Origin of the sequence: Marinobacter salsuginis (assembly GCF_009617755.1) — a bacterium.
Classification (GTDB): domain Bacteria; phylum Pseudomonadota; class Gammaproteobacteria; order Pseudomonadales; family Oleiphilaceae; genus Marinobacter; species Marinobacter salsuginis.
Genome location: NZ_BGZH01000003.1, coordinates 246,307 through 271,419, shown reverse-complemented (window position 1 = coordinate 271,419; position 25,113 = coordinate 246,307). Strand labels below are relative to the sequence as shown.

Here is a 25,113-nt window from a genome sequence, read left to right as displayed (position 1 = left end):
TGCGTATGGGTCAGTCGGGCGTAAGAGCGCCGGCAAGCCGCGAGGCTTCCCGGGCAATAACGAGTTCCTCGTTGGTGGGGATGACCAATACGGGAAACCGGGAGTCGGCGCTTTCGATCCGGCCGTCGCTGAATTCGCCATGATGATTATTGAGGTCCGGGCTGAGTTCAAATCCCATGAGCTTGAGGTGGTGAATGGTTTCGGCCCGGATCCGGGCACTGTTTTCCCCGATGCCGCCAGTAAAGACGAGCGCGTCCAGATGGCTCAGGGAAGCCATCATGGCGCCAATGTAACGGGCCAGGCGGAAGCAAAACACATCAATGGCGGTTTGAGATGGCTCATGGCCATGGTCTGCCAGCTCACAGAGCGAGCGCATGTCGTTGGTCTGGCCGGAAAGACCCAGCAGGCCGCTTTCCTGGTTCAGGACCCGATGTACTTCGTCAGCGGCGATTCCCTTGCCGCGGAGAAAGTCGAACAGGCCAGGGTCGACATCTCCGCTTCGGGTTCCCATAACCAGGCCCTCCAGCGGCGTAAGGCCCATGCTGGTGTCCACACTTATCCCATCGCGGATGGCTGCAATACTGCACCCGTTGCCCAGGTGGGCCGAGATGACCGAGATGGTTGCCGGTGTTTTGCCCAGCCGACTGGCAGCCTCTGATGCCATAAACGCATGACTGGTGCCGTGGAATCCGTACCGGCGAACTCCCCAATCGCGATACCAGGCTTCCGGCACCGCATAGAGATATGCTCTTTTGGGCAGGGTCTGGTGAAAGGCGGTGTCGAAAACCGCTGCCTGGGGCACGTCGGGAAACCGGGCCAGGGTTGCGCGAATTCCGGACAGGTTGACCGGATTGTGCAGGGGCGCAAGGCCCGCGCAGTCCTCAATGGCAGTGATAACATCGTCATCAATAAGCGCGGCCTCACGGAAGGTCTCGCCGCCATGAACTACCCGGTGGCCAACGGCCGTGGGAGCCGACGCCATCAGTCCTTCATCCTGAAATACCGTAACCAGTGTATTGAGCGCCTGATCGTGACTGGCGCCTGGGTCCAGGGGAATGGCTTTGTCCAGGCCTCCAACATGGGCAAACGCATCGTTCTGGCCGAGGCGCTCGGCGAGGGCAGAAGCCAGCTTGTTATGTTGGCAATCGAACAGGGCGAGTTTCAGGGATGAGCTGCCGCAGTTCACGACAAGTACGGTGTCTTCCATGGGAGTGGGTTTCCAACGAATTCGAATCTATACCCGGTGATTGCTGGCCAGCCAGGCATCAAAATCCGGAGCTGGCAAAGGGCGACTGTAGAAGTATCCCTGTGAGAAGTCGCAACCTTCCTTTTTCAGGAAGTGGGTCTGGGCCTCTTCTTCCACCCCTTCTGCAATCACCCGCAGGCCCAGGCTATGGGCCATGTTGATGATGGCCCGGACCAGTGAGGCATCCTCGGGCTCTTTCATGACGTCCTGGACGAAGGACTTGTCAATTTTCAGCGTATCAAACGGGTAGCTCTTGAGATAGCTGAGTGCTGAGTAGCCTGTACCAAAATCGTCCACTGACAAGCGGATCCCGGCTTTGTCCAGTTGGCGCAGGATTTCGGCGGTCTCAATGGAGTTGTCCAGAATCAGTCGTTCAGTGATTTCAAGCTCCAACTGTTCCGGTGCCAGGCCGCTGGCAGCAAGGGCGTGCATCACGGCCTCGGTAAAACCAGGATCCCGGAACTGGCGCGGGGAGACGTTCACGGAAATGCCAATGTCTTTGCCAGTGGCCTGTTTCCAGCCCACGGCGGCCCGACAGGCTTCCTCAAGAACCCATTCGCCGATCGGCGTTATCAGGCCGGTTTCCTCGGCCAGCGGAATGAATCGATCGGGCATCACCATGCCCATGGCCGGATTATTCCAGCGCAGCAAGGCCTCCACCGAGCAAAGCGTACCGGAATCGGTATTTACGATCGGCTGGAAATACAGTTCGAATTCCTTCAGTTCCAGAGCCCTGCGCATGCTGGACTCCATCTTCAAGCGTTCGTGAGAGACTTCCGTCATCTCCGGCGCAAAGTGGGCAAAGGAGCTCTTGCCTTTGTGCTTGGCCTGGTACATGGCTGCGTCGGCGTGTTGTAAGAGTGTGCCACTGTTATCCGAGTCGGTCGGGAAAATCGCAATCCCGATGCTGGTCGTTACGAACACTTCCTGGCCATTGAGAATGTAGGGCGGCGAAAAGGTTTTCAGAATACGCTCTGCCACCTGGGATGACGCCTCCGGGCCGGTCAGGCCGGGCAAGATCACCAGAAACTCATCGCCGCCCAGCCGGGCAACGGTACTGGTGCCGCGGAGGCAGCTGGAAATTCGACGGGCTGCTTCAATCAACAGGTTGTCGCCGGCATCGTGGCCGAGGGTGTCGTTTATGTGTTTGAAGTTGTCGAGATCGAGGAACATCACGCCCACGAGGGTGCTCTCCCGACGCGCCTGAGCCAAAGCCAGCTTCAGTCGGTCCAGGGCCAGCATCCGGTTGGGCAGGCCAGTGAGGATGTCGTAGTTGGCCTGGCGCAGCAGCTGCTGTTCATAGCGCTTGCGAATGCTGATGTCCTCGCCCAGGATGAGGTATCCGGTCGTACTGCCGGATTCGTCCTTGATCGGAGTGACGATCAGTTGCTCCCAGAAACGTTCGCCGTTTCGACGCACGCTGTTCACTTCACCCTGCCAGACACCGACCCGCTGTACCTGTAAGCGAATTGATTGCCATAGATGACGGCTTTCACGGTTTTCGATTTCGTTGTTTCCAAGCGCCCCGGGATGTTTTCCCACAATCGACGAGGCATCGTAGCCGGTCAGCTGAGTAAATTTCTGGTTTGCAAACTCGATGCGCCACTGCCGGTCGCAGATGAGAACCGACGAGGGGCTTTGTTCGATGGCCTTGGAAAACTTCCGGATCTCCGCCGCATCTTTTTGCTGACGCTCCATATCCGCGTTGAGCCGTTCACGCATTTGGTTGATAGCGTCCGTAACCCGGCCGAGCTCGTCGTTGCGGTTTGAGGGTGTGCTGGGCCTTTCCAGTGTCAGTGGCCTGGAGGTCGTTTTCAGGGAGAAGTCCCGCGCGTAATTCGCCATGGTGGTCAGATGGCGTGCCACGAAGTGCTGGAAGATCAGGATGATGAGGATCGAAACAAAAAACGTCTTGAGAAACTGGGTCAGGAGAATCACACCCACCTTCCGCTTGAGTTCATCGTAGACGCGGTCCAGATCGGCGGTCACCGTAAGCTCGCCCAGTTTGAACATTTCATCGCCCTGGTGAACCAGATTGAAGCTGTGGGAAGTGGTTTTCGCGTCCCGTGGGATCTCACCCATAACCAGCTCGGAGTCGGGTTCGATTCTCAGCCGAAGATGCACCACATCGGGCAAGCTCAGAATGCCTTCCATCTGGGTTTGCAGGAGCTTCTGGTCAAGGGCCCACAGACTGCGCGCCAGACTGGAGGCATAGCCAGACTCAACCACCTGCATGCGATTGTCGATCTGGGATAGATCTTTTCGATAATCGGAGTAGATCTGAAGCGCGGAGGCCACCAGCGTAAAGGCGGAACTGAACAGAAGAATCCAGGCCAGCAGCCTGAAAGACAGGGGCGAGCCTGTGCGAAAACGTTGAAGACGCGTCGACAGTTTTGGCATGTATTGAACTTCAGCCACCCAGACCGGTTAGGAGATCGGACACTTCCTTTGATTCCGACTATAGCAGCAGTTTCTTTCAAATGCCTTGCAAATGCAGGAAAAATCGAAGGAAATGTGTTGTGGTTCAGTATTTATGCGTACATCGAGCCTGACAAATACGTTGACCTGGATCAATACCTTGCGGGCGTGCCGGGCGTAACCTGAGTTTAATCAAGTTAATTGCCGGAAGGAGAAGCAAAATGTATATGGACGCCGTTGTTATCGCGGGTATTGCGACTGTACTGCTGATGGTTGGCTTTTTCGTTGGTGTGGGCATCTTCGTGATGAAAGATCAGAAGGAGCACGGACACCAGGACAGAAAAGAAGGGAAGCACGGCCATAAACCGGTCTGACCGTGTCATGGGGAAACATTTGTTTCCCTGACACATCAAGGCAGAAAAATTGGCGTCCCCTAGGGGGTTCGAACCCCTGTTGCCGCCGTGAAAGGGCGGAGTCCTAGGCCACTAGACGAAGGGGACGCAACGTTTTCAACACCTTGCCTCGTCGAGGTGGCGCGTATATTAAGTAAGCCTCAGAGCAGTGTCAACGCCTTTTGTGAAAAAAAGTTCGTACTCTGTCTCATCGGGATGACCTCGGAGAGACGGATTGAGCAAGGGCCCGTTCGAGGTCTGGATACCGGAATTCAAACTTTTCCTGTGTAAGCCTCTCTGGAATCGCTTTTTGTCCCGTGAGCAGGAGGCGCGCCATTTCTCCCAGCGCAACCTTGAGTACCGGTGCGGGAGCCGGGAAAAGGGTGGGGCGATGCAAAACCTTCCCGAGAGTTCGGGTGAATTCTGCGTTGGTTGCCGGGTTAGGGCTCACCACATTGAATGGACCAGACGCGTTCGGGTTTTCCATCATCCAGATTAGGGCCCCGACGACGTCATCTCGGTGTATCCAGGGCATGTACTGTGTACCGCTTCCCAGGCGCCCGCCAAGTCCAAGTTTGAAGGGCAGTATCATTCGTTCCAGAAAACCACCGCCCGGGCCTGCTACCACTCCGGTCCTTGAAAAGCAGACCCTCACGCCATCGTCGGCGAGAGGTTTGGCGGCATTTTCCCAGTCGCGGCATAAGCGGTGAGTAAATTCATCATTTGGGTTGGTGTCTTCAGTGACCGTCGCGGCTCCCTGATCCCCGTAAAAGCCCACGGCTGATCCCGAGACCAACACCTTCGGCGCCCGCTCCCAACTGCGGATGACTTCAACCAGCGTTTCCGTTACACCGATACGGCTGTCCCGCAGTTCCTGCTTGCGAGCCTCAGACCATCGCTTGTCCGCGATGCCTTCACCGGCAAGATTGATAACGGCATCGTATCCCGGGTGGGAACGAAGCTGCTGGAGGTCGCTGACTGCTTCAACCCGACCGCAACTGGACTTCACCGTTTCCGGGGGTTGCCGGCTGAAAACCGTCAGCTCGTAGTCCCGTGCGAGCAATTGGCGACACAGGACATGGCCTATAAAACCGGTACCGCCGGTAATCAGAATCCTTTTCGACATATTTGTTGCTCCTGTCGTCCAATGGCCGCGTTTGTTTGCAAAAGCCCGACTCAGGCTGGCGTCTCTTCCAGTTGAAGCATAACAACCTCCCGGATCGCCTGTCCCAACAGGGAATTTTCTCCGATTGGAGGCGCGAGTTGGATGGTTGCGCCATGCTCTTTCTCGAGGTCCTCAATCATCGCGGGAACGTCCTTGCGCAAGTGTCGCCCAGCAGCAAGGAACAGGGGGATGATGGTAAATTCGGTGGCTCCTTCCGCAACACCTTCTCCTACAACGGTGTCTATGGATGGTTCGGCGAGTTCCATGTAGGCAACGCGCGCGTTGTCGACAGAGGCGAGGGTTGGAGCTGCAAGCTTTTCAAAGGTCTCACACCAGCGCTTGTCACTGCTTCCATGGGCCAACAGAATAATGCGGGGGCTGTTCATTGCCGCTCCTGAAGTAGTCAATTTTACGGGGCCTGTCGTAAGTCCGGGATGCCGGCCTCGGGTGGGGCTCGGTACTATCTCCGGCCTCCGGCAATATCTCCGGCACTATTTAAAGTAACAGGGTGACGCTGAATGTTCGATTGGAAAGAGATTCTGGATTTCTGGTTTGGCGAGTTGGACGAACATGGACTGCCGGACAGTGACCATCGGAACAAGTGGTTCCGATCGGATCGACGGTTCGACCAGGAAATCCGTCGGCGTTTCCTGTCGATGGTGCTTTTCGCCTCCGAGCAGGGTCTCGACCACTGGCGAAGTGAGGCCGGCGGGATACTCGCGGAGATCATTCTGCTCGATCAGTTTTCCCGGAATATATTCCGTGGCGGTGCCATGGCCTTCGATCAGGACCGACAGGCCCGAAAGCTTTGCCGGCAAGCGATGCAGAAGGGGCAGGATATGATGCTCGCACCGGTCCACAGGGCGTTTCTGTATATGCCCCTGCAGCATTCCGAGCTCAAGGAAGATCAGGATATGTCCGTGGAATGTTATGAACAGCTTGCACGGTCGACGCAGGGTATTCTTGCCGATTTCATGGGCAGTTTTCTGCAGTCCGCCCGGGATCATCGGGCCATAATCCAGCAGTACGGCCGTTTCCCCCACCGCAACAAGGCCCTGGGCAGGACCTCAACACCAGAGGAGCAGAATTATCTGGAAGGTGGGCGACGGTTCGGTCAGTAAGATGATCGCAGTTTCCTTAAAGTTTTGTATAAAAAACGTACATTCTGACGGGGTTGGCAATTTTCCCTGATAAAATGCGCAACACTGAATTGTGACAGGCCCGCAAGACAACGTTGGGCTTTCCATTAAGTTATCGGGGATATGTAATGCATAGAACGCGGCGTTTTTCGACTGCAGGGCTGTTTTTGGCCGTGTGTGCTGCGCTACCTTTTTCATCGTTTGGCGCTTCGCTTGACGAGCAACTTCTTGATCGCCTCAGTGAAGTCGCGCCGAAAATTGACAAAGTGGTTCTCAAGACAGCGATCAATGCTTCCCGTTGCGCTGTGTCCAACGGCGTTCAAATGCCCGAGCGCCTGGCGGTTATCGATTTCTCCTTGCCCTCCAGTCAGGAGAGGCTGTGGATCTTTGACCTGGAGAAGGAAGAGTTGCTGTTGCGTGATCTTGTTGCACACGGCAAGAACTCCGGGAATTTTGAATCGACTGCTTTCTCCAACGTAGAGGGCAGCCATCAGTCCAGCATCGGCCTTTTCCAGGCCCGGGAATCCTACTTCGGAAAACACGGTTACTCGCTCAGGCTCGATGGTCTTGAGCCGGGGATCAATGATCTTGCCAGGCAGCGTGCCATCGTGATTCATGGCGCCGACTACGTGAATGATGACTGGGTCAGCAAATACGGCCGCATCGGGCGAAGCCACGGGTGCCCGGCCGTGGATAACCAGATCGTCAAACGGGTGGTAGACAACCTGAAGGGCGGGCAATTGGTGTTCAAGTACTATCCCGACCAGGAGTGGCTGCACAGTTCCGGGTTCCTGAAATGCGACAACAAAACGCTGGCTGGAAAAAACCTGAAAAAAAGTGGTTGACGCCTTCGTCGGGATCCGTAGAATACGCCTCCGTTGTCGGTTACAGCCGATCAGCACTGCGGGAATAGCTCAGTTGGTAGAGCACAACCTTGCCAAGGTTGGGGTCGCGAGTTCGAATCTCGTTTCCCGCTCCAGATTCAAAAACCCGGTCCTGAAAAGGACCGGGTTTTTTCGTTTTCGGGCACCGCCAAACTCGGCGCCAGGGTGTGTGGTCAGGTATACTCAGCAGCCTGTTTCGTATCCTGATTCTTTGGGGGAGGCTGCCCGTCATGAAGGTCCATTCGCTGTTCGTGTACCCCGTCAAATCCCTGTCTGGCATTGAAGTTTCCTGTTTCAATACCGATGATTTCGGGCCTGTTGGGGATCGCCGGTGGATGATCGTCGATGATGATCGCCGGTTTGTTACCCAGAGAGAGCATCCGGAACTCGCCCGGGTAGGAACCCGTCTGGATGATGACCGGGTGGTCATCAGTATTCCCGATGAGGGCGAGTTTGCCCTGACTGCCACAGAGGAAGAGGTTCGGGTTCTGGTCTGGCGAGACTGGGTGAAGGCCCAGACGGGTTTGCCGGAGGCAAACGACGCCCTGAGCCGCTTCTGCGGCAAGCCCGTTCGCCTGGTCTTTATGCCGGACAATTCCTTTCGCCGTGTTGATGCGGGCCGGGTTGATGAATATCGGCGGGTGGGCTTCGCTGACGGGTTCCCGCTTCTGGTGACCAATACCGCCTCCCTGGCAGAGCTTAATAACCGGCTCGACGCACCAGTAGAGATGCGCAGGTTCCGTCCTAACATAGTGGTTGAGGGTACTGAGGCCTGGGAGGAGGACAACTGGCAGAGCCTGAGTATCGGCGCCAACCGCCTGAGTGTGGTGAAACCCTGTTCGCGTTGTGTCATGACCACCGTGGATCCCTCGACGGGCCAGAAGGATGCTGCCCTGCAACCACTCAGGACGCTCTCGGGCTATCGGAGAACCCAGGAGGGCGTCATCTTTGGCCAGAACGCCATTCACGAATCACCGGGCATTATTCGGGTGGGTGATCCCGTTACTGTCAACAAATCGGAGTAGAACCAAACGTGCCACTGTTAACGCTGGACTCAGTATCCCTGGCTTATGGAATGCATCCGTTGCTGGATCAGGCCTCCCTGGTCATTGATGCCGGCGAGCGCGTATGTTTGCTGGGGCGCAACGGCGAGGGAAAATCCACGCTGCTCAAGATTGTCAGTGGGGAAGTGGTACCCGACGGTGGCGTGGTGCGTCTCGACGACGGCGCTGTTCTGGCAGTACTTCCGCAGAACCTGCCTTCGGAAGACTCCCGTACCGCCTATGAAGTGGTCGCTGGCGCCTTTCCGGAAACGGGCCAGCTGCTCGCTGAATTCCATCAACTGTCCCAGCAGGCAGATGAGGCGAGTCTCGACCGGCTGATGAAGGTTCAAGAGCGCCTGGAGGCCTTGGATGGCTGGCGCCTCGATCAGAAAGTTACCACCATTCTTGGGCAGTACGGCGTCGACCCGGACCAGACACTGAATACCCTGTCCGGCGGTTGGCAGCGTCGGGTTTTGCTGGCCAAGGCGCTGGTTGCCGATCCGGACATACTGTTGCTGGATGAGCCCACAAACCATCTGGATGTACCCGCCATTGCCTGGCTGGAAGAGGCTCTTGGGCAATTCCGCGGCGCCATGTTGTTCGTCAGCCATGATCGTGCGTTTATCCGTCGTATGGCGACCCGGATTGTGGAGCTCGACCGGGGCAAGCTGGTGAGCTTTGCCGCCACCTATGATCGCTACCTCGATCTGAAAGAAAAGGCGCTGGAAGAAGAAGAGCGGCAGAATGCCTTATTCGACAAGCGTCTGAAGCAGGAAGAGGCCTGGATTCGGCAGGGTATCAAGGCCCGCAGGACCCGTAATATGGGGCGTGTTCGGGCCCTGAAAGCCATGCGCGAAGAACACCGGCAGCGCCGGGTTCGGGGTGGCACCGCGAGCTTTTCGGTGGAGGACGCGGCGCGTTCCGGCAAGCTGGTGGTCGAAACCAGGGACGCGGGCTTTGCCTATCCGGGTGGCAGCCCGGTAATCCGAGATATGAACCTTACCATCCTGCGAGGGGACAAGATCGGGCTCGTTGGCGAGAATGGCACGGGCAAGACCACCCTGGTGCGACTCCTGTTGGGAGATTTGGAACCAACCGAGGGTTCCATTCGTCTGGGAACCAATCTTCAGGTTGCCTACTTTGATCAGTTGCGAGGTGAGCTGGATCTGTCACGGAACGCACTGGATAACCTGTCCGAGGGTCGGGAGTTCATCGAAATCAACGGCCAGAGCAAGCATGTGCTCGGCTATTTGCAGGAGTTCCTCTTTACACCGGAACGTGCCAGATCGCCGGTAAGCGTCTTTTCCGGGGGGGAGCGCGCCCGGCTGCTGCTGGCGAAGCTGTTCAGCAAGCCCGCCAATATCCTGGTGCTTGATGAGCCCACCAACGATCTTGATGTGGAAACGCTGGAGTTGCTGGAGGAGCAGCTGGCGGAATTTGCCGGCACCGTGATTGTGATCAGTCACGACCGTGAGTTTCTTGATAATGTGATCACCGAAACGGTTTTCCTCGATGGATCGGGCAAAGTGCGTGAGTTCGTCGGTGGCTATACCGATTGGCGCCGACAGGGCGGTTGTTTCCCATCGGAAGCGACCGGCAATCGGCCGGACAAGCAGGATAAAACCGGTAAAAGCCCTGGCGATACCGGCAAGGCCGAATCACCGAAAGCTGCGGATGGCGTAAAAGCGGGAGAGCAGCCCCAGAAAAGCAAACCCGTTAAGCTGAGCTACAAGCTCAAACTGGAGCTCGAACAGTTGCCAGGGCAGATCGAGGCACTCGAGCAGGAAGTCGCCGGCCTGCAGGAAAGAATTTCCCAGGCCGATTTTTATTCAGGCCCACCGGATGAAGTCTCGGCCACTCTGGAAGCACTGACGGAAAAGGAAAGCCGTCTGGAGCAGGTCATTGAGCGGTGGATGGAGCTGGAAGAACAGGCAAACCAATGAACGTACACTACGATTTCAAGTTTCAGGACGGCCGTACTGTAGAATTCAAAGTAACGGACAAACCGTCCCGGCCCTCGGACTCGCTGCCCTCATGGACAAAACTGGAGCATTGCCAGTGTAGCAACTGCCCGCTGAAAGCGTCGGAATCTCCTCACTGCCCGGCAGCAACAGAAATATTGCCTGTTGTAGAGGCCTTCCGGGATGAGGACGCCTATCAGAAGGTTGAAGTAAAGGTAACGGATGACCGCCGCAGCTATGTGAAGCAGACTGCCCTGGAGGAGGCGCTCCGTTCGCTGCTTGGATTGAAGATGGCGACCAGCGGGTGTCCGGTGCTGTCAGAGCTCAAGCCGATGGCTGTTCATCACCTGCCGTTTGCAAATACCGACGAATTCATCATGCGCAGTGTTTCCCACTACCTGTTGCAGCAGTATTTTGCGAAACGGAATCACCAGACCCCGGACTGGGAGCTGAAAGGGCTTGTGGAGAGGAATCAGCGGCTGCAACTGGTTAACCAGGCCCTGTGGCAGCGTATCCACTCGGTCTGCAGGGGAGACAGCAACCTGAAGGCGCTGCTGAACTTCTTTTCAATGGCCTCAAGCGTCAGCTTTTCGTTGGAAAGCCAGCTGCGCAAACTGGAGGCTAAGATGGGCGGGGAGGGAGCCTGATAACCGCTGTCCCATTGTGCCGGCCCGGGGTAAGACCCGGGCCTTCTATTTACGAACCGTTAGTGGATTCGAACGGCCAGAACATCGCATTCGGTTCCATGAAGGACCCCGTTGGCGGTTGAGCCCAGCAACAGCTGGAAACCCTTTCGCCCGTGACTGCCGACGATCACCAGATCCACTTCCTGCTCCTTGGCGAGCCGGTGAATTTCTGATTCCGGGCGACCGACCGTCACTACCTGATTGTTCTTTGCGACGCCGTACTGATCCCCGTAGGTTCCCAACTGCTCGCGCGCCGCTTTGTCGAGCTGATCCTGCAGTTCCGTCAGGTCCATCGGGATGTCACCACCATAGGCATACCCGACCGGCTCAACCACGTGGACCAGCATCAGCTCGGCACCATGGGCTTCGCTCACGGCCTTTGCCTTGTCCAGCACCTGAGGCGCCTCTTCAGTGAGATCAATGGCAACAAGCATCTTTTTATAGGCAGACATCGTTTCGCTCCTTCGCACACGGGGTATTGTTCTGAGGATAGTACCTTAAATTCGGTCGGGAAAGTGTAGCGGGAAACTGACGGGTATCAAAAACAGAAGCGGAAAACTGCTTTTCTGGCAGGCAATTACGCCTGCCAGAAAACGGGGTAGGTGTTCAGGCGTTACCCTGAAGAAGTTCAATGGTTGTGGCCAGGCCCTTGAGGATGCCCTTGGAATACCGGTCGATCACAAAACCCACGTTGTTTTCGTTGTAGTTGATGTAGGATCCGCGAATGAATTGCCACTTGGATGAGATGTCGTCAATTACTGCTTTAAGTTCTTGTGTTCCCTCGCCCTTTTTGACCGAAGCCAGCAATTCGTCCAGCTCCCGGGCCTGCTCGTCCAGCGGGGTTTCGGTGGAAGAACCCTGGAAGGTCTGGGCAACCGAGGAGTTGGTCCTGACCGAGTACTTGGCCATCATCTGGGCCATCTTTACGGCAGCCGACCGGGCCGCTTCAACCCTCGGATTGGTGTCGGTCTGGGAGCTCTCCTGTGCCACCCGGTAAAGCTCGGTGGCTTTTTCGTTCATGGTCAGCGCCTGGTTGGCCATATCGGAGACGAGGCGCAAATCCGGATAACCCTGATTACGCACATCGTTGATATTGTCTCGCATCAGGTTCTTGAACTTGTCGAATTCCTGATTCAGCCCCTCCAGCTCCTCGGCCGACAGTACTCCCGAGTCGCTGCCAGCAACGGAGTTCATGGAGTCATTGGCCGAGTTGATGCCCTGTACGATCTCGTTCAGGGTGTCGGTGTCCCCGGTTCCACTGAAACGGTAGTACGCATCCAGAGCTACGTAATTGCTGACCCGGAAATTATGAAGATCGGAGAGAAATCCGTCGGCGCTATCCTGGGCGCGGGCGCCCATGGACGTCAGTGCAAGGAAAATAAATACGGCTACGAGGGAGCGTATCCGCGGGTTGGCGTCTTTCATCGGATGGGTCTCCGTAATGCGGTTTTATTATTGTGGACCAAAGTCGTAGATCGAAGGTAAAGTAACTGCGTCAGCCAATCAAGCAGTTTTGGCGGCGTTGTCGCCCGTAAATGTAAATAACTTTGAAATTTGCGTGACGAAGTTCCTAATTTCCCTGAGCAGTGGCTTCCAGTTCACTGAAACATAACAATTCCGCTCCAATTTCTTCGGTTGCCCCCGGCATTTTGGGGACTTTTGCAACCCTCCAGAAAGAAACAAATTGACAAACGCGCCGTTTTTTTTCATCGTGTGCCCTCACGATTCAAACGACTGTATGAATTTTTGGATCGGATGATCGGGCAGTGACCGAAATCTCGCTGCACAAACAGCCGCGCCGGTAAACCAAAAGCACCGCTCGGCTGGAAGCAGTTCCAAACACAGACTGGAGATCAGTTGATGATTTACGAAGGTAAAGCCATCACGGTTAAAGAGATCGAAGGCGGGATCGCTCAGTTGAACTTCGACTTGCAGGGCGAGTCAGTGAACAAGTTCAACCGTCTTACTATTGAAGAGCTCCGCGCCGCGACTGACGCACTTAAAGCGCAGAAGAACCTGAAGGGCCTGGTAGTGACCAGCTCCAAGGACAGCTTCATTGTTGGTGCCGATATTACCGAATTCACCGAGCTGTTTGCGGGCTCGGAAGAGGATCTGGTAGCCAACAACCTCAAGGCCAACGAAGTCTTCAACGCCGTTGAAGATCTGCCGTTCCCCACCGTTACCGCGATCAACGGTATGGCCCTGGGTGGCGGTTTCGAGATGTGCCTGGCGACCGACTACCGGGTGATGGACAAGAAGGCCAAGGTTGGTCTTCCGGAAGTGAAACTGGGCATCTTCCCTGGCTTCGGCGGTACCGTGCGTCTGTCCCGTCTGGTAGGCGTCGACAACGCCGTTGAGTGGATCAGTGGCGGCACCGAGAACCGTGCAGATGCGGCACTGAAAGTCGGCGCTGTGGATGCTGTGCTCGAGTCCGACAAGCTTGTGGATGCAGCGGTTGGCATTATTAACCAGTGCAATGAAGGCAAGCTGGATTACGAAGCTCGTCGCGAAGAGAAGAAGGGCAAGATCAAGCTTAATGCCATGGAAAGCATGATGGCATTCGAGATCTCCAAGGCATTCGTGGCCGGCAAGGCTGGCAAGAATTACCCGGCGCCGGTCGAGGCCATCAAGGTCATGCAGAAGCATGCCGGTATGACCCGTGACAAGGCAATCGAGGTAGAGGCCAAAGGCTTCGCCAAGATGGCCAAGACCAACGTTGCGGCTTGCCTGGTTGGCCTGTTCCTGAACGATCAGGAGCTCAAGAAGAAGGCCAAGGCCTGGGAAAAAGAAGCCAATGACGTGAACCTGGCCGCCGTACTCGGCGCCGGTATCATGGGTGGTGGCGTTGCGTTCCAGTCCGCCTTGAAAGGCACGCCGATCATCATGAAGGACATCAACCAGGACGGTATCGCCCTGGGCCTGAAGGAAGCCAAGAAGCTTCTGACCAAGCGGGTCGAGAAGGGCAAGATGAAGCCCGATCAGATGGCTGACGTGCTTAACAGCATCACGCCGACCCTGAACTACGGTGACTTCAAGAACGTCGACCTGGTGGTTGAAGCCGTGGTTGAGAATCCGAAGGTGAAAGACGCGGTTCTTCGTGAAACCGAAGATGCGGTTCGTGAGGACACTATCCTGACCTCCAACACCTCGACGATTTCCATCGATCTGCTGGCGAAGAACCTGAAGCGTCCGGAAAACTTCTGCGGCATGCACTTCTTCAACCCGGTACACATGATGCCGCTGGTTGAGGTAATCCGTGGCGAAAAGACCAGTGATCGTGCAATCGCGACCACCGTGGCTTACGCCAAAGCCATGGGCAAGACCCCGATCGTTGTTAACGATTGCCCGGGCTTCCTGGTTAACCGCGTTCTGTTCCCGTACTTCGGCGGCTTTATCGGCCTGGTGCGTGACGGTGCTGACTTCCAGCACGTTGACAAGGTTATGGAAAAGTTCGGCTGGCCCATGGGCCCTGCCTACCTGCTGGACGTTGTCGGCATGGATACCGGCAAGCACGCTGGTGAAGTGATGGCAGACGGCTTCCCGGACCGCATGAAGCACGAAGGTACAACCGCCATTGACGTGATGTTCGATAACAACCGTTACGGACAGAAGAACGACAAGGGCTTCTACAAGTATGAACTGGACCGCAAGGGTAAGCAGAAGAAGGTTGTCGACGAAGAGACCTACAAGCTGCTCGAGCCGGTTGTTCAGGGTAAGAACGAATTCAGCGAAGAAGACATCATCGCCCGTATGATGATTCCTCTGTGTCTGGAAACCGTTCGCTGCCTGGAAGACGGCATTGTCGAAGATCCGGCAGATGCTGATATGGGCCTGATTTTCGGTATCGGCTTCCCGCCGTTCCGTGGCGGTGCCCTGCGCTATATCGACGATATGGGTGTAGACAAGTTCGTCGAACTGGCAGACAAGTTTGCAGACCTTGGTCCTCTTTATCACCCGACCGAGAAGCTGCGTGAAATGGCCAAGACTGGCAAAAAGTTCTTTGGCTAACCCTGAACGAGATTTCCGAACGGAGAAAGATCTATGAGCCTTAATCCGAGAGACGTTGTCGTCGTCGATTGCGTGCGGACTCCGATGGGTCGTGCCAAAAACGGTTGTTTCCGGAACGTGCGTGCAGAGACCCTGTCCGCCAATCTGATCGAAGCACTGTTTGAGCGCAACCCGAAGCTCGACCCGAAAGAAGTTGAAGATGTTATTTGGGGCTGTGTAAACCAGACCAAGGAGCAGGGCTTCAACGTGGCGCGTCAGATTTCCCTGCTGACCCGCATTCCCCACGAGTCTGCTGCTCAGACCGTGAACCGTCTGTGTGGTTCGGCCATGAGTGCGATCCATACTGCCGCGCAGGCCATCATGACCGGTAACGGTGATGTGTTCTTCGTGGGTGGTGTCGAGCACATGGGGCACGTACCCATGACCGAAGGCTTCGACCACAATCCGGCGGCCTCCAAGTACTCCGCAAAGGCGTCCAACATGATGGGCCTGACTGCGGAAATGCTGGCCAAGATGCACGGGATTACCCGTGAGCAGCAGGACGAGTTCGGTGCTCGCTCCCACCGTTTGGCCCATGAAGCGACCGTAGAAGGCCGTTTCAAGAACGAAATCGTGCCGATTGAAGGTCACGATGAGAATGGCTTCAAGGTGCTGATTGAGCAGGACGAGACTATTCGTCCGGAGACCACGGCTGAATCCCTGAGCCAGCTGAAGCCGGCCTTCGATCCGAAGAACGGTACTGTGACTGCCGGGACTTCCTCCCAGCTGACCGACGGTGCCGCTGCCATGGTACTGATGTCCGCAGAGCGGGCTGAGGCCCTGGGACTTAAGCCGATTGCCAAGATTCGCAGCATGGCCGTTGCCGGCTGTGATCCCGCAATCATGGGCTATGGTCCGGTGCCTGCCACCAAAAAGGCGCTCAAGCGCGCAGGCCTGAAAGTTGAAGATATCGACTTCTGGGAACTGAACGAGGCCTTTGCCGGCCAGTCGCTTCCTGTTCTCAAGGACCTGAAGCTGCTGGGCGTTATGGAAGAGAAGGTGAACCTGAACGGCGGCGCGATTGCCCTTGGCCATCCGCTGGGCTGCTCTGGTGCACGTATCTCCACAACCCTGCTGAATGTGATGCAGGCCAAAGGCGGTAAACTTGGTGTTTCCACCATGTGTATCGGTCTGGGCCAGGGCATCGCGACGGTCTGGGAGCGTCTGTAACCCGTTAAGCAGGTTGCAGTACGCGGTTTCAGAAGGCCCGGCAAATGCCGGGCCTTTCTGTTTCAATCGGCGGCCTGAACCGGGTTCCCGAATGTGAAAAAAAGCAGGATTGAAACCAAAGAATGGGTTGTCTTGCTATTCTTGACCCTGTAAAACAGTGAGCCTATACAGATTGGCGGCGTATGAGTGTTTTCTAGCCGACTGATTTTACAGCGAGTTTACGGTTTGCTGATTAATTGACCGATTTATCGCCAAGGATACAGAACTCCGATATGGGTAAAAGTCTCGTAATTGTCGAGTCACCAGCGAAAGCGAAGACCATCAACAAGTACCTGGGCTCTGACTTCATCGTCAAATCGAGCGTCGGGCATATTCGTGATCTTCCCGTCAGTGGCAGCGGATCCCAAACCGATCCCAAGGAGCGTGCCAAGCAGGCTGCGCTCACCCGGAAGATGAGCCCGGAAGAAAAGGCGGTGCATAAAAAGCGCAAGGCCCGTGAGCAGCTGGTCGCCCGGATGGGCGTCGACCCGGATCAGGACTGGAGTGCGCGTTACGAGATCCTTCCCGGCAAGGAGAAGGTGGTCAGCGAGCTCAAGCGTCTCGCCAAATCAGCAGACCATATCTATCTGGCAACGGATTTGGACCGCGAAGGGGAGGCCATCGCCTGGCACCTTCAGCAGACGATCGGTGGCGAGCCCGAGAAATACCGACGTGTAGTGTTCAACGAAATCACCAAACGTGCCATCCAGGAAGCCTTCAAGGATCCCGGGAATCTTGACAATAACCGGGTGAATGCCCAGCAGGCCCGACGTTTCCTGGATCGGGTTGTAGGCTACATGGTGTCGCCCCTGCTTTGGGCCAAGATTGCCCGGGGCCTGTCTGCCGGTCGGGTGCAGTCAGTCGCCGTACGGCTGATTGTTGAGAGGGAACGGGAGATCCGGAAGTTTGTTCCGGAGGAGTTCTGGCAATTACATGCCGATCTCGCGTCCGCCAAGGCAGATCAGCCGGTCCGCTTTGAGGTGACCCGTCACGATGACAAGCCATACCGCCCGGTCAACGAGCAGGAGAGCACCGAGCATGTCAATCGCCTTAAGGCGGGCACGTTCAAGGTTTCCAAGCGTGAAGACAAGCCAACCCGTTCTCGCCCCTCAGCACCTTTTATCACCTCCACGCTGCAGCAGGCGGCGAGTAACCGAATGGGCTTCAGCGTCAAGAAAACCATGATGCTTGCCCAGCGTCTCTATGAGGCGGGTTTCATTACCTACATGCGTACTGACTCCACGAACCTGAGTCAGGATGCGATTAACAGTTGCCGTACCTTCATACAGAAACAGTTTGGCGATAAATACCTGCCGGAAAAGCCCCGGGTTTACGGTAGTAAAGAGGGCGCCCAGGAAGCCCACGAAGCCATCCGGCCAACGGAAGTCAGTCGCCGGCCCTCGGATATCAGTGGCCTGGAGAAAGACGCGGAGAAGCTCTACGACCTGATCTGGCGCCAGTTCATTGCCTGCCAGATGTCCGATGCGGAGTTCCTCAGTACCTCGATAGTCGTTGCCAACGGCGATTATGAGCTGCGCACCCGGGGCCGGATTATCAAGTTCGACGGTTTCCTGAAAGCCGCGCCACAGGCGGCCAAGAAAGATGAAGACATCGCGCTGCCTGATATTCAGGTAGATGAAGTGCTGGACCTGAAAAAACTCGACCCGAGCCAGCACTTTACCAAGCCTGCGCCGAGGTACACCGAGGCGAGCCTGGTCAAAGAGCTCGAAAAGCAGGGTATTGGCCGTCCCTCGACCTATGCGTCGATTATTTCGACGATTCAGGATCGCGGCTATGTCAGGCTGCAGAACCGCCGCTTCTATGCCGAGAAGATGGGCGAGATTGTGACCGAGCGCCTGTCAGAATCTTTCCCGAATCTGATGGACTTCGATTTCACCGCGAAGATGGAAGATGAGCTCGACGAGATTGCCGAGGGTGATGTCGAGTGGAAGAAAGTCCTGAATGATTTTTACGGCCGTTTCAAGCAGCAACTGGAAACGGCAGAAAGTGGCGAAGACGGCGGCATGCGCGCCAACACGCCCACCGAGACTGATATTCCGTGCCCGAGCTGTGGCCGGAATATGCAGATTCGTGTGGCCAGTACGGGTGTATTCCTGGGCTGCTCCGGTTACTCATTACCACCGAAGGAGCGTTGCAAGACCACCATCAATCTAGTGTCCGGCGACGAAGTGGTCAGTGCTGACGATGACGTGGAAGGCGAGGGCGAGACCCGGCTGCTGCGCAAGAAGCGCCGCTGCCCCAAGTGTGGCACTGCCATGGACAGCTACCTGGTGGACGAAACCCGCAAGCTGCATGTCTGTGGTAGCAATCCGGATTGCTCTGGCTACGAGGTAGAAAAGGGCACGTTCCGCATCAAGGGCTACGATGGGCCGACCCTCGAGTGCGACAAGTGTGGCTCTGAGATGCAGCTGAAGACGGGGCGGTTTGGAAAGTATTTCGGTTGTACCAATACCGAGTGCAAGAACACACGTAAGCTGCTCAAAAATGGCGAGCCAGCACCGCCCAAGATGGACCCGGTACCCATGCCGGAGCTTCAGTGCCAGAAGGTGGATGACACTTACGTTCTTCGTGATGGGGCGTCCGGGTTGTTTCTGGCCGCCAGCAAGTTCCCGAAAAATCGGGAAACGCGACCACCTCTGGTGATGGAGATCAAACCACACCGGAAGGAAATTGATCCGAAGTATGATTACCTGATGGATGCGCCCGAGCGTGATCCTGAAGGCAATCCGACGGTGATTCGCTACAGCCGCAAGACCAAGGAGCAGTACGTCATGTCCGAGAAGGAAGGCAAGGCGACTGGCTGGTCCGCGTGGTATGTGAACGGAAAGTGGCAGCCGCAGGACAAGAAAAAGTAGTGCCTGTGGATTCGGGGCCGGGTGAGAGCTTTCATCCGGCCCCAGCTTCAGAGACTTACCGAAACTTCCTGAGTCTCTGGATTAAAGAGGATGTATCCCAGCGTTTGCCCCCCATGGACTGCACATCCGCGTAGAACTGATCCACCAGAGCGGTGACTGGCAGAGACGCGTTCACTTTTCGTGCCTCTTCCAGGCAAATCCCCAGGTCCTTACGCATCCAGTCAACCGCGAAGCCGTGTTCGAATTCACCCGCAATCATCGTTGCCGAGCGGTTTTCCATTTGCCAGGACTGGGCTGCCCCTTTCGAAATCACATCCACCACTTTTGCCACATCCAGCTCAGCCTGCTCGGCAAAGTGCAGCGCCTCTGAAAGGCCCTGTACAAGACCGGCAATGGCGATCTGGTTCACCATCTTGGTTTTCTGGCCACTGCCAGCTGGGCCCATTCGGTTGAGTGCGCGCGCATAGTGCTCCATAACCGGCTCGGCTTTCGCATAGTCCTGTTCAGAGCCGCCGCACATGATGGTCAGCTTGCCGTTTTCGGCTCCTTGCTGGCCGCCGGATACAGGCGCGTCCACAAATCCCATGTTGTTTTTACTGGCAGCTTCAGCAAGATACTCGGCAATGCCGGCTGAAGCCGTGGTGTGGTCGACCAGAACCGCACCTTCGGAGGCATTGGCGAGGATGCCTTCATCGCCTTCGTAAACTGCTTTAAGATCGATATCCGCACCAACGCAGGTGAGTACTATATCCGCGCCCTTCACGGCCTCGGCAATGGAGGTGCAGCTGGTTCCCCCGTATTCGCTTGCCCATTGCTCGGCTTTGGCGCTGGTTCGGTTCCAGACCCTGACGTTGAGCCCGGCCTTGGCCAGGTGCCCGGCCATTGGATAGCCCATTACGCCGAGGCCGATAAACGCTGCTGTAGTCATTGCTTTCTCCTCTTATGTTTTTGTCGGGTTAACTTAGCACAGAAGGGCGGGGCGGCACGCAATAAAAAAGGCCGCTGAATCAGCGGCCTTTCCATGCGTTGCCCGAGAAATCAGGCTTATTTCGCCGGATAATCCCGGGAATCCGAGCCAGTGTAAAGCTGGCGCGGACGGCCGATGCGATAGTCGCCGCTGACCATTTCGTTCCAGTGCGAGAACCAGCCGATGGTCCGCGACAGGGCGAAGATAACGGTGAACATCGAAGTCGGGATTCCGATGGCCTTGAGGATGAGTCCGGAGTAGAAATCGACGTTCGGGTAAAGCTTGCGCTTTACGAAGTACTCGTCTTCCAGCGCGATTTTTTCCAGGCGCTGGGCGATCTTCAGCAGCGGGTCGTTTTCCAGGCCTAGCTCGGTCAGAACCTCGTGAGCGGTTTCTGCCATCACCTTGGCGCGCGGGTCGAAGTTCTTGTAAACCCGATGTCCGAAGCCCATCAGGCGGAACGGATCGTCTTTGTCCTTGGCCTTGGCGATGAATTTCTCGATGTTGGACTCGTCTCCGATTTCGGCCAACATGTCGAGGACCGCTTCGTTGGCGCCGCCGTGGGCAGGGCCCCACAGTGCAGCGATGCCGGAGGCGATGCAGGCGTAGGGGTTAGCACCGGTGGAGCCAGCCAGACGCACGGTCGACGTCGACGCATTCTGTTCGTGGTCTGCGTGCAGAATGAAGATCTTGTCCATGGCCTTGGCCAGGATCGGGTTTGGCTTGTACTCCTCGCAAGGAACGCCAAACATCATCTGCAGGAAGTTCTCGGAGTAAGAGAGGTCATTACGCGGATAAATGAAAGGTTGGCCAATGGCATACTTGTAACACCAGGCGGCAATGGTCGGCATTTTTGCGATCAGGCGGTGAGCGGTGATCTCACGCTGCTCCTGGCTAGCTACGTCCATCTCGCCGTGGTAGAAGGCGGACAGAGCGCCGACCACACCACACATGATGGCCATCGGGTGTGCATCACGACGGAAACCCTGGAAGAAGTTCCGCATCTGGTCGTGCAGCATGGTGTGGTTTTTGATGGTCTCGTGGAACTTCTGGTTCTCCTCGGCGCTTGGAAGTTCGCCGTGAAGCAGGAGATAGCAGACTTCAAGGTAGTCGGAGTGTTCCGCGAGCTGTTCGATCGGGTAGCCGCGGTGCAGGAGAACGCCATTTGCACCGTCGATGTAGGTTATGGCCGATTCGCAGGCTGCGGTCGATACGAATCCGGGGTCGTATGTAAAAACGCCTTCCTGGACTAGGCCTCGTACGTCGATAACGTCAGGGCCGACGGTGCCGGAATAAATCGGTAGCTCAATGGACTTGTCCCCCACCGAGAGCGTGGCTTTCCTGTCGGTCATGGTGCTCTCCTATTTATCAGCTTTGAAAGCTTTATCTACAGTTATGGATGCGCTAGAAGGCGCGTATTATCGCAAAACTGGCGGCAAAATATAGGGCGTTGGCTTTTTTTGTCAATGGAAGAGTCGGGAAAACCCAGAATTTGACATTCGCTGTAAATCAGGGATATCCCGAATAACAACGGATTGGGGATGGAAAAGGATTTGTCAATCATCCTTATAGCTGGCTTAACCCCCTGAAATACGCGGCTTGAGCGACGTTGCAGGTTTGTAATTGGTTAGGGTACTCCTTATAATCCCTAGCCCGGAATTGGGGATAAACCTTCTCCCGCTGCCTGTAAATAGTGGTTTGCCGGTGAGGTTATCTCCCTTCTGAGCCAATCGTGTGCCGGTTTCGTATCTGCACGCCGATCCTTACATACCAACCATCCGCACCCGGTTTTCCGGTCCCGCGGAACCAAGAGAGAGTGTGAGAGCGCTGTGAATAGCAAACGACCAGTAAATCTCGATCTCGGCAAGTTTCATTTTCCGCTGCCAGCCATTACGTCCATATTGCACCGTATCAGCGGCATCATCATTTTTGTTGGTGTTGCGTTCCTGCTTTACGGGCTTCAGCTTTCCCTGTCGGGGGAAGAGGGCTTCAGTCGTGTCAATGAACTGCTGGACAGCTTCCTTGCCAAGCTGATTATCTGGGGCATCTTGTCTGCTCTGTTGTACCACCTGGTTGCGGGTATCAAGCACCTGTTCATGGATATGGGCATTGGTGAAGAGCTCGAGAGCGGCCGCCTCGCCTCGAAGATCACGATTGTGGTTTCCGTCATTCTCATCGTTCTGGCAGGAGTCTGGGTATGGTAAACAGCGTCACGAACCTGGGTCGCAGTGGTGTCTATGACTGGCTGATCCAGCGGGTAACCGCCTACGTACTTGCTTTGTATACAATTTTCCTGCTCGGCTTTCTGTTGACCTCCGACGTCAACTACGAAACCTGGAGTGCGCTTTTCGACCAGACCTGGTTCCGTATCTTTACCCTTATGGCACTGCTTTCAATCGGTGCTCACGCCTGGGTGGGGCTCTGGACGGTGACCACCGACTATATCAAGGCCATGGGTCCCAGGTTTATCGTGCAGGCGGCTTGTGGGCTGACCATGTTCGTCTATGTGGTTTGGGGCATTCAGATTCTTTGGGGGCTTTAATCGATGGCTAATATCAAGACCATGTCCTTTGACGCAATTGTTATCGGCGGCGGCGGTTCCGGCATGCGTGCCGCGCTCCAGTTGACCGAGTCCGGCGTCAATACCGCGTGTATCACCAAGGTTTTCCCGACGCGGTCTCATACGGTCTCTGCCCAAGGTGGCATCACCTGTGCGATCGCCAGTGCTGATCCGAATGACGACTGGCGCTGGCACATGTATGACACGGTTAAAGGCTCGGACTACATTGCCGACCAGGATGCCGTCGAGTACATGTGTTCCGTTGGTCCTCAGGCGGTATTCGAGCTTGAGCACATGGGGCTTCCGTTCTCGCGCACCGAGCAGGGCCGTATCTATCAGCGTCCGTTTGGTGGTCAGTCCAAAGGCCCTGATAACCCGACTCAGGCAGCACGTACCTGTGCCGCTGCTGACCGTACCGGTCACGCCCTGCTTCACACTCTGTACCAGGCCAACATCAAGGGCGGAACCACCTTCCTTAACGAGTGGTACGCGGTAGATCTCGTCAAGAACAGTAAGGATGAGGTCGTTGGTGTGGTTGCCATTGAGGTTGAGACCGGCGAAGTCGCCTACATCAAATCCAAAGCGACCGTTCTTGCTACCGGTGGCGCGGGACGTATTTACGCCTCAACAACCAACGCGCTGATTAACACCGGCGACGGTATCGGTATGGCACTGCGTGCCGGTTTCCCGATGCAGGACATGGAAATGTGGCAGTTCCACCCGACCGGCATTTACGGAGCGGGAACGCTGGTGACCGAAGGTTGTCGGGGTGAGGGTGGCTACCTGATCAACGCCGAGGGTGAGCGTTTCATGGAGCGCTATGCGCCGAACGCGAAAGACCTGGCGGGCCGTGACGTTGTAGCCCGGGCAATGGTGATCGAGATTCTGGAAGGTCGTGGCTGCGGTCCGGATAAGGACCACGTTCTGCTGAAGCTGGATCATCTGGGTGAAGAGACCCTGAACCTGCGCCTGCCGGGCATCTGTGAGCTGTCCCGCACCTTTGCGCATGTGGATCCTGTCAAAGAGCCGATCCCGGTCGTGCCTACCTGTCACTACATGATGGGCGGCATTCCGACCAACGTTGGTGGTCAGGCGTTGACCCAGGATGAAAACGGAAAAGACAAGCCAATCCCCGGGCTGTTCGCCTGTGGCGAGGCAGCGTGTGTATCGGTACACGGCGCCAACCGTCTGGGTGGTAACTCTCTGCTGGACCTGGTGGTGTTTGGTCGCGCAGCTGGCCTGCACATTGAAGAGCAGCTTCGCGGCGGCTTCGAGGTAGACGGTGCCAGTGAGGACGATATCAAGCGTGCCATGGCGCGGCTTGACCGCCTGAACAACGCAACCGAGGGCGAGAGCGTTGCAGAGGTCCGCAAGGATCTGCAGAACTGCATGCAGTTGTACTTCGGCGTGTTCCGTGACGGCAAGAGCATGGAAGAGGGTCTCAAGAAGCTGGAAGCGATTGGTGAGCGTGTTCGCAACACCAAGCTGGCCGATACCAGCAACGCCTTCAACACCGCCCGTATCGAAGCGCTCGAGCTGGATAACCTCTACGAGGTTGCCCTGGCTACAGCGGTTTCCGCCTTTGAGCGGAAGGAAAGTCGCGGCGCTCATGCCCGGAACGACTACACCGAGCGTGATGATGAGAACTGGCTGAAGCACTCCATGTTCTTCCCGCTGGAAAAGCGCGTGGGCAAGCGTGATGTGAACTTTGCACCGAAGACGGTGGACAAGTTCGAGCCGAAGGTCCGGACTTACTAAGGGGGACTCCGAAAATGTTAGTAAGCCTTTATCGTTATAACCCGGAGACTGACAACGCGCCTTACATGCAGGACGTGGATGTTGATATTCCGGAAGGCAAGGATCTCATGGTTCTTGATGTGCTGAACCTGATCAAGGAGCGGGATCCTTCAATGGCCTACCGTCGTTCCTGCCGGGAGGGCGTGTGTGGCTCTGATGGCATGAACATGAACGGCAAAAACGGCCTGGCGTGTATTACGCCTGTCTCCCAGGTGGTGAAGGGCGACAAGCTGGTGCTGCGTCCGCTGCCGGGTCTGCCGGTTATTCGTGATCTGGTTGTAGATATGAGTCTTTTCTACAAGCAGTACGAAAAGGTCATGCCTTACCTGATTAACGACAAGCCTGCTCCCGCGATCGAGCGGCTGCAGTCTCCGGAAGACCGCCAGAAGCTGGATGGCCTGTACGAGTGTATTCTCTGTGCCTGCTGTTCCACGTCCTGTCCGTCATTCTGGTGGAACCCGGACAAGTTTATCGGTCCTGCTGGCCTGCTTCAGGCTTACCGTTTCCTGGCGGACAGCCGGGATACAGCCCAGGACGAGCGACTTGCCGGCCTTGATGACCCGTTCAGTGTATTCCGCTGCCGGGGCATCATGAACTGTGTCAGTGTCTGCCCGAAAGGTCTGAATCCCACAAGGGCTATCGGCCACATTCGGAATCTTCTGCTGCAAAGGGCGACTTAAGCAGCAGGATTTGCGACAGACGCTATACTGTTCTGATCAGGTT

General features: G+C 56.2%; 21 protein-coding genes and 2 tRNA genes. 14 read left to right on the top strand and 9 right to left on the bottom strand.

Annotated features, from left to right (window positions below):
- Window positions 1-10: 10 nt before the first annotated feature.
- Together GJU83_RS15330 and GJU83_RS15325 are read right to left on the bottom strand one after the other, a co-directional pair.
- Window positions 11-1,207 (bottom strand): acetate/propionate family kinase, encoded by a 1,197-nt coding sequence (locus GJU83_RS15330; protein ID WP_069184995.1) that lies wholly within the window; start codon window positions 1,205-1,207, stop codon window positions 11-13.
- Window positions 1,208-1,234: 27 nt separating this feature from the next.
- Window positions 1,235-3,646: a bifunctional diguanylate cyclase/phosphodiesterase gene (locus tag GJU83_RS15325; RefSeq protein ID WP_069185070.1), complete on the bottom strand. Its 2,412-nt coding sequence runs from the start codon at window positions 3,644-3,646 to the stop codon at window positions 1,235-1,237.
- A 239-nt stretch (window positions 3,647-3,885) separates the two neighbouring features.
- Here GJU83_RS15325 and ccoM point away from each other — a divergent pair, with 239 nt between their 5' ends.
- Window positions 3,886-4,038, top strand: coding sequence for a cytochrome c oxidase subunit CcoM (gene ccoM / locus GJU83_RS19215; protein WP_167352726.1), 153 nt, complete (start codon window positions 3,886-3,888; stop codon window positions 4,036-4,038).
- Window positions 4,039-4,088: 50 nt separating this feature from the next.
- Here the strand turns inward: ccoM and GJU83_RS15320 are convergent.
- The 3 genes from GJU83_RS15320 to GJU83_RS15310 form a co-directional block, all read right to left on the bottom strand.
- Window positions 4,089-4,164, bottom strand: a tRNA-Glu gene (locus GJU83_RS15320).
- 100 nt (window positions 4,165-4,264) lie between these two features.
- The gene (locus GJU83_RS15315; protein WP_069184996.1) at window positions 4,265-5,182 is read right to left on the bottom strand and encodes a TIGR01777 family oxidoreductase; all 918 of its coding nucleotides are present in this window, start codon (window positions 5,180-5,182) and stop codon (window positions 4,265-4,267) included.
- Window positions 5,183-5,232: 50 nt separating this feature from the next.
- Window positions 5,233-5,607: a sirohydrochlorin chelatase gene (locus GJU83_RS15310; RefSeq protein ID WP_069184997.1), complete on the bottom strand. Its 375-nt coding sequence runs from the start codon at window positions 5,605-5,607 to the stop codon at window positions 5,233-5,235.
- 132 nt (window positions 5,608-5,739) lie between these two features.
- Here GJU83_RS15310 and GJU83_RS15305 point away from each other — a divergent pair, with 132 nt between their 5' ends.
- From GJU83_RS15305 to GJU83_RS15280, 6 genes are all read left to right on the top strand, one after another.
- Entirely contained in the window at window positions 5,740-6,342 is a 603-nt protein-coding gene (locus tag GJU83_RS15305; protein ID WP_069184998.1) for a DUF924 family protein, read from the top strand.
- 146 nt (window positions 6,343-6,488) lie between these two features.
- Window positions 6,489-7,205, top strand: coding sequence for a murein L,D-transpeptidase catalytic domain family protein (locus tag GJU83_RS15300; RefSeq protein WP_083231877.1), 717 nt, complete (start codon window positions 6,489-6,491; stop codon window positions 7,203-7,205).
- Between the two features lie 58 nt (window positions 7,206-7,263).
- Window positions 7,264-7,339, top strand: a tRNA-Gly gene (locus GJU83_RS15295).
- A 135-nt stretch (window positions 7,340-7,474) separates the two neighbouring features.
- Complete coding sequence (locus GJU83_RS15290) at window positions 7,475-8,269, top strand: MOSC domain-containing protein (RefSeq protein ID WP_069184999.1); 795 nt, start codon at window positions 7,475-7,477, stop codon at window positions 8,267-8,269.
- Window positions 8,270-8,277: 8 nt separating this feature from the next.
- Window positions 8,278-10,230, top strand: a complete 1,953-nt coding sequence (locus GJU83_RS15285) for an ATP-binding cassette domain-containing protein (protein WP_069185000.1) — start codon at window positions 8,278-8,280, stop codon at window positions 10,228-10,230.
- Window positions 10,227-10,895 carry a DUF6901 family protein gene (locus GJU83_RS15280; RefSeq protein ID WP_069185001.1) on the top strand — a complete coding sequence of 223 codons (669 nt, stop codon included), beginning with the start codon at window positions 10,227-10,229 and terminating at the stop codon, window positions 10,893-10,895. The genes GJU83_RS15285 and GJU83_RS15280 overlap by 4 nt, the downstream gene beginning before the upstream one ends.
- Window positions 10,896-10,954: 59 nt before the next feature.
- Here GJU83_RS15280 and GJU83_RS15275 read toward each other — a convergent pair whose 3' ends face one another.
- Both GJU83_RS15275 and GJU83_RS15270 read right to left on the bottom strand, forming a co-directional pair.
- Window positions 10,955-11,386 (bottom strand): universal stress protein, encoded by a 432-nt coding sequence (locus GJU83_RS15275; RefSeq protein WP_069185002.1) that lies wholly within the window; start codon window positions 11,384-11,386, stop codon window positions 10,955-10,957.
- Window positions 11,387-11,540: 154 nt separating this feature from the next.
- Window positions 11,541-12,359 carry a hypothetical protein gene (locus GJU83_RS15270; RefSeq protein WP_069185003.1) on the bottom strand — a complete coding sequence of 273 codons (819 nt, stop codon included), beginning with the start codon at window positions 12,357-12,359 and terminating at the stop codon, window positions 11,541-11,543.
- Window positions 12,360-12,794: 435 nt separating this feature from the next.
- Between GJU83_RS15270 and fadB the strand changes: the two genes are divergently transcribed.
- The 3 genes from fadB (at window position 12,795) to topA (ending at window position 19,066) form a co-directional block, all read left to right on the top strand.
- Window positions 12,795-14,942: a fatty acid oxidation complex subunit alpha FadB gene (gene fadB, locus GJU83_RS15265; protein WP_153634638.1), complete on the top strand. Its 2,148-nt coding sequence runs from the start codon at window positions 12,795-12,797 to the stop codon at window positions 14,940-14,942.
- Between the two features lie 33 nt (window positions 14,943-14,975).
- Window positions 14,976-16,151 (top strand): acetyl-CoA C-acyltransferase FadA, encoded by a 1,176-nt coding sequence (fadA, locus tag GJU83_RS15260; protein WP_069185005.1) that lies wholly within the window; start codon window positions 14,976-14,978, stop codon window positions 16,149-16,151.
- A 272-nt stretch (window positions 16,152-16,423) separates the two neighbouring features.
- Complete coding sequence (gene topA / locus GJU83_RS15255; RefSeq protein WP_153634637.1) at window positions 16,424-19,066, top strand: type I DNA topoisomerase; 2,643 nt, start codon at window positions 16,424-16,426, stop codon at window positions 19,064-19,066.
- A gap of 55 nt (window positions 19,067-19,121) precedes the next feature.
- On the opposite strand, the gene GJU83_RS15250 is transcribed toward topA, so the two are convergent.
- Complete coding sequence (locus tag GJU83_RS15250) at window positions 19,122-19,994, bottom strand: NAD(P)-dependent oxidoreductase (protein WP_064228092.1); 873 nt, start codon at window positions 19,992-19,994, stop codon at window positions 19,122-19,124.
- 116 nt (window positions 19,995-20,110) lie between these two features.
- Complete coding sequence (gltA, locus tag GJU83_RS15245) at window positions 20,111-21,385, bottom strand: citrate synthase (RefSeq protein ID WP_069185007.1); 1,275 nt, start codon at window positions 21,383-21,385, stop codon at window positions 20,111-20,113.
- 477 nt (window positions 21,386-21,862) lie between these two features.
- On the opposite strand from gltA, the gene sdhC reads away from it, so the two are divergent.
- The 4 genes from sdhC to GJU83_RS15225 are packed head-to-tail and all read left to right on the top strand — an operon-like array spanning window position 21,863 to window position 25,070.
- A complete protein-coding gene (gene sdhC, locus GJU83_RS15240; RefSeq protein WP_064228094.1) occupies window positions 21,863-22,237 on the top strand; it encodes a succinate dehydrogenase, cytochrome b556 subunit in 375 nt (124 codons plus the stop codon).
- Complete coding sequence (gene sdhD / locus GJU83_RS15235) at window positions 22,231-22,575, top strand: succinate dehydrogenase, hydrophobic membrane anchor protein (protein ID WP_064228095.1); 345 nt, start codon at window positions 22,231-22,233, stop codon at window positions 22,573-22,575. Before sdhC ends, sdhD begins: the two co-directional genes overlap by 7 nt.
- 3 nt (window positions 22,576-22,578) lie before the next feature.
- Window positions 22,579-24,351: a succinate dehydrogenase flavoprotein subunit gene (gene sdhA, locus GJU83_RS15230; protein ID WP_064228096.1), complete on the top strand. Its 1,773-nt coding sequence runs from the start codon at window positions 22,579-22,581 to the stop codon at window positions 24,349-24,351.
- Between the two features lie 14 nt (window positions 24,352-24,365).
- Window positions 24,366-25,070 carry a succinate dehydrogenase iron-sulfur subunit gene (locus tag GJU83_RS15225; protein WP_064228097.1) on the top strand — a complete coding sequence of 235 codons (705 nt, stop codon included), beginning with the start codon at window positions 24,366-24,368 and terminating at the stop codon, window positions 25,068-25,070.
- The last annotated feature ends 43 nt before the right edge of the window (window positions 25,071-25,113 follow it).

Coding starts and splice junctions, on each gene's coding strand:
- GJU83_RS15280 (WP_069185001.1), top strand. CDS start 10,227: ATGAACGTACACTACGATTTCAAGTTTCAGGACGGCCGTACTGTAGAA.
- fadB (WP_153634638.1), top strand. CDS start 12,795: ATGATTTACGAAGGTAAAGCCATCACGGTTAAAGAGATCGAAGGCGGG.
- sdhD (WP_064228095.1), top strand. CDS start 22,231: ATGGTAAACAGCGTCACGAACCTGGGTCGCAGTGGTGTCTATGACTGG.
- GJU83_RS15305 (WP_069184998.1), top strand. CDS start 5,740: ATGTTCGATTGGAAAGAGATTCTGGATTTCTGGTTTGGCGAGTTGGAC.
- GJU83_RS15325 (WP_069185070.1), bottom strand. CDS start 3,646: ATGCCAAAACTGTCGACGCGTCTTCAACGTTTTCGCACAGGCTCGCCC.
- GJU83_RS15330 (WP_069184995.1), bottom strand. CDS start 1,207: ATGGAAGACACCGTACTTGTCGTGAACTGCGGCAGCTCATCCCTGAAA.
- sdhA (WP_064228096.1), top strand. CDS start 22,579: ATGGCTAATATCAAGACCATGTCCTTTGACGCAATTGTTATCGGCGGC.
- fadA (WP_069185005.1), top strand. CDS start 14,976: ATGAGCCTTAATCCGAGAGACGTTGTCGTCGTCGATTGCGTGCGGACT.
- GJU83_RS15250 (WP_064228092.1), bottom strand. CDS start 19,994: ATGACTACAGCAGCGTTTATCGGCCTCGGCGTAATGGGCTATCCAATG.
- GJU83_RS15290 (WP_069184999.1), top strand. CDS start 7,475: ATGAAGGTCCATTCGCTGTTCGTGTACCCCGTCAAATCCCTGTCTGGC.
- GJU83_RS15275 (WP_069185002.1), bottom strand. CDS start 11,386: ATGTCTGCCTATAAAAAGATGCTTGTTGCCATTGATCTCACTGAAGAG.
- topA (WP_153634637.1), top strand. CDS start 16,424: ATGGGTAAAAGTCTCGTAATTGTCGAGTCACCAGCGAAAGCGAAGACC.
- GJU83_RS15310 (WP_069184997.1), bottom strand. CDS start 5,607: ATGAACAGCCCCCGCATTATTCTGTTGGCCCATGGAAGCAGTGACAAG.
- ccoM (WP_167352726.1), top strand. CDS start 3,886: ATGTATATGGACGCCGTTGTTATCGCGGGTATTGCGACTGTACTGCTG.
- gltA (WP_069185007.1), bottom strand. CDS start 21,385: ATGACCGACAGGAAAGCCACGCTCTCGGTGGGGGACAAGTCCATTGAG.
- GJU83_RS15270 (WP_069185003.1), bottom strand. CDS start 12,359: ATGAAAGACGCCAACCCGCGGATACGCTCCCTCGTAGCCGTATTTATT.
- GJU83_RS15225 (WP_064228097.1), top strand. CDS start 24,366: ATGTTAGTAAGCCTTTATCGTTATAACCCGGAGACTGACAACGCGCCT.
- GJU83_RS15315 (WP_069184996.1), bottom strand. CDS start 5,182: ATGTCGAAAAGGATTCTGATTACCGGCGGTACCGGTTTTATAGGCCAT.
- GJU83_RS15300 (WP_083231877.1), top strand. CDS start 6,489: ATGCATAGAACGCGGCGTTTTTCGACTGCAGGGCTGTTTTTGGCCGTG.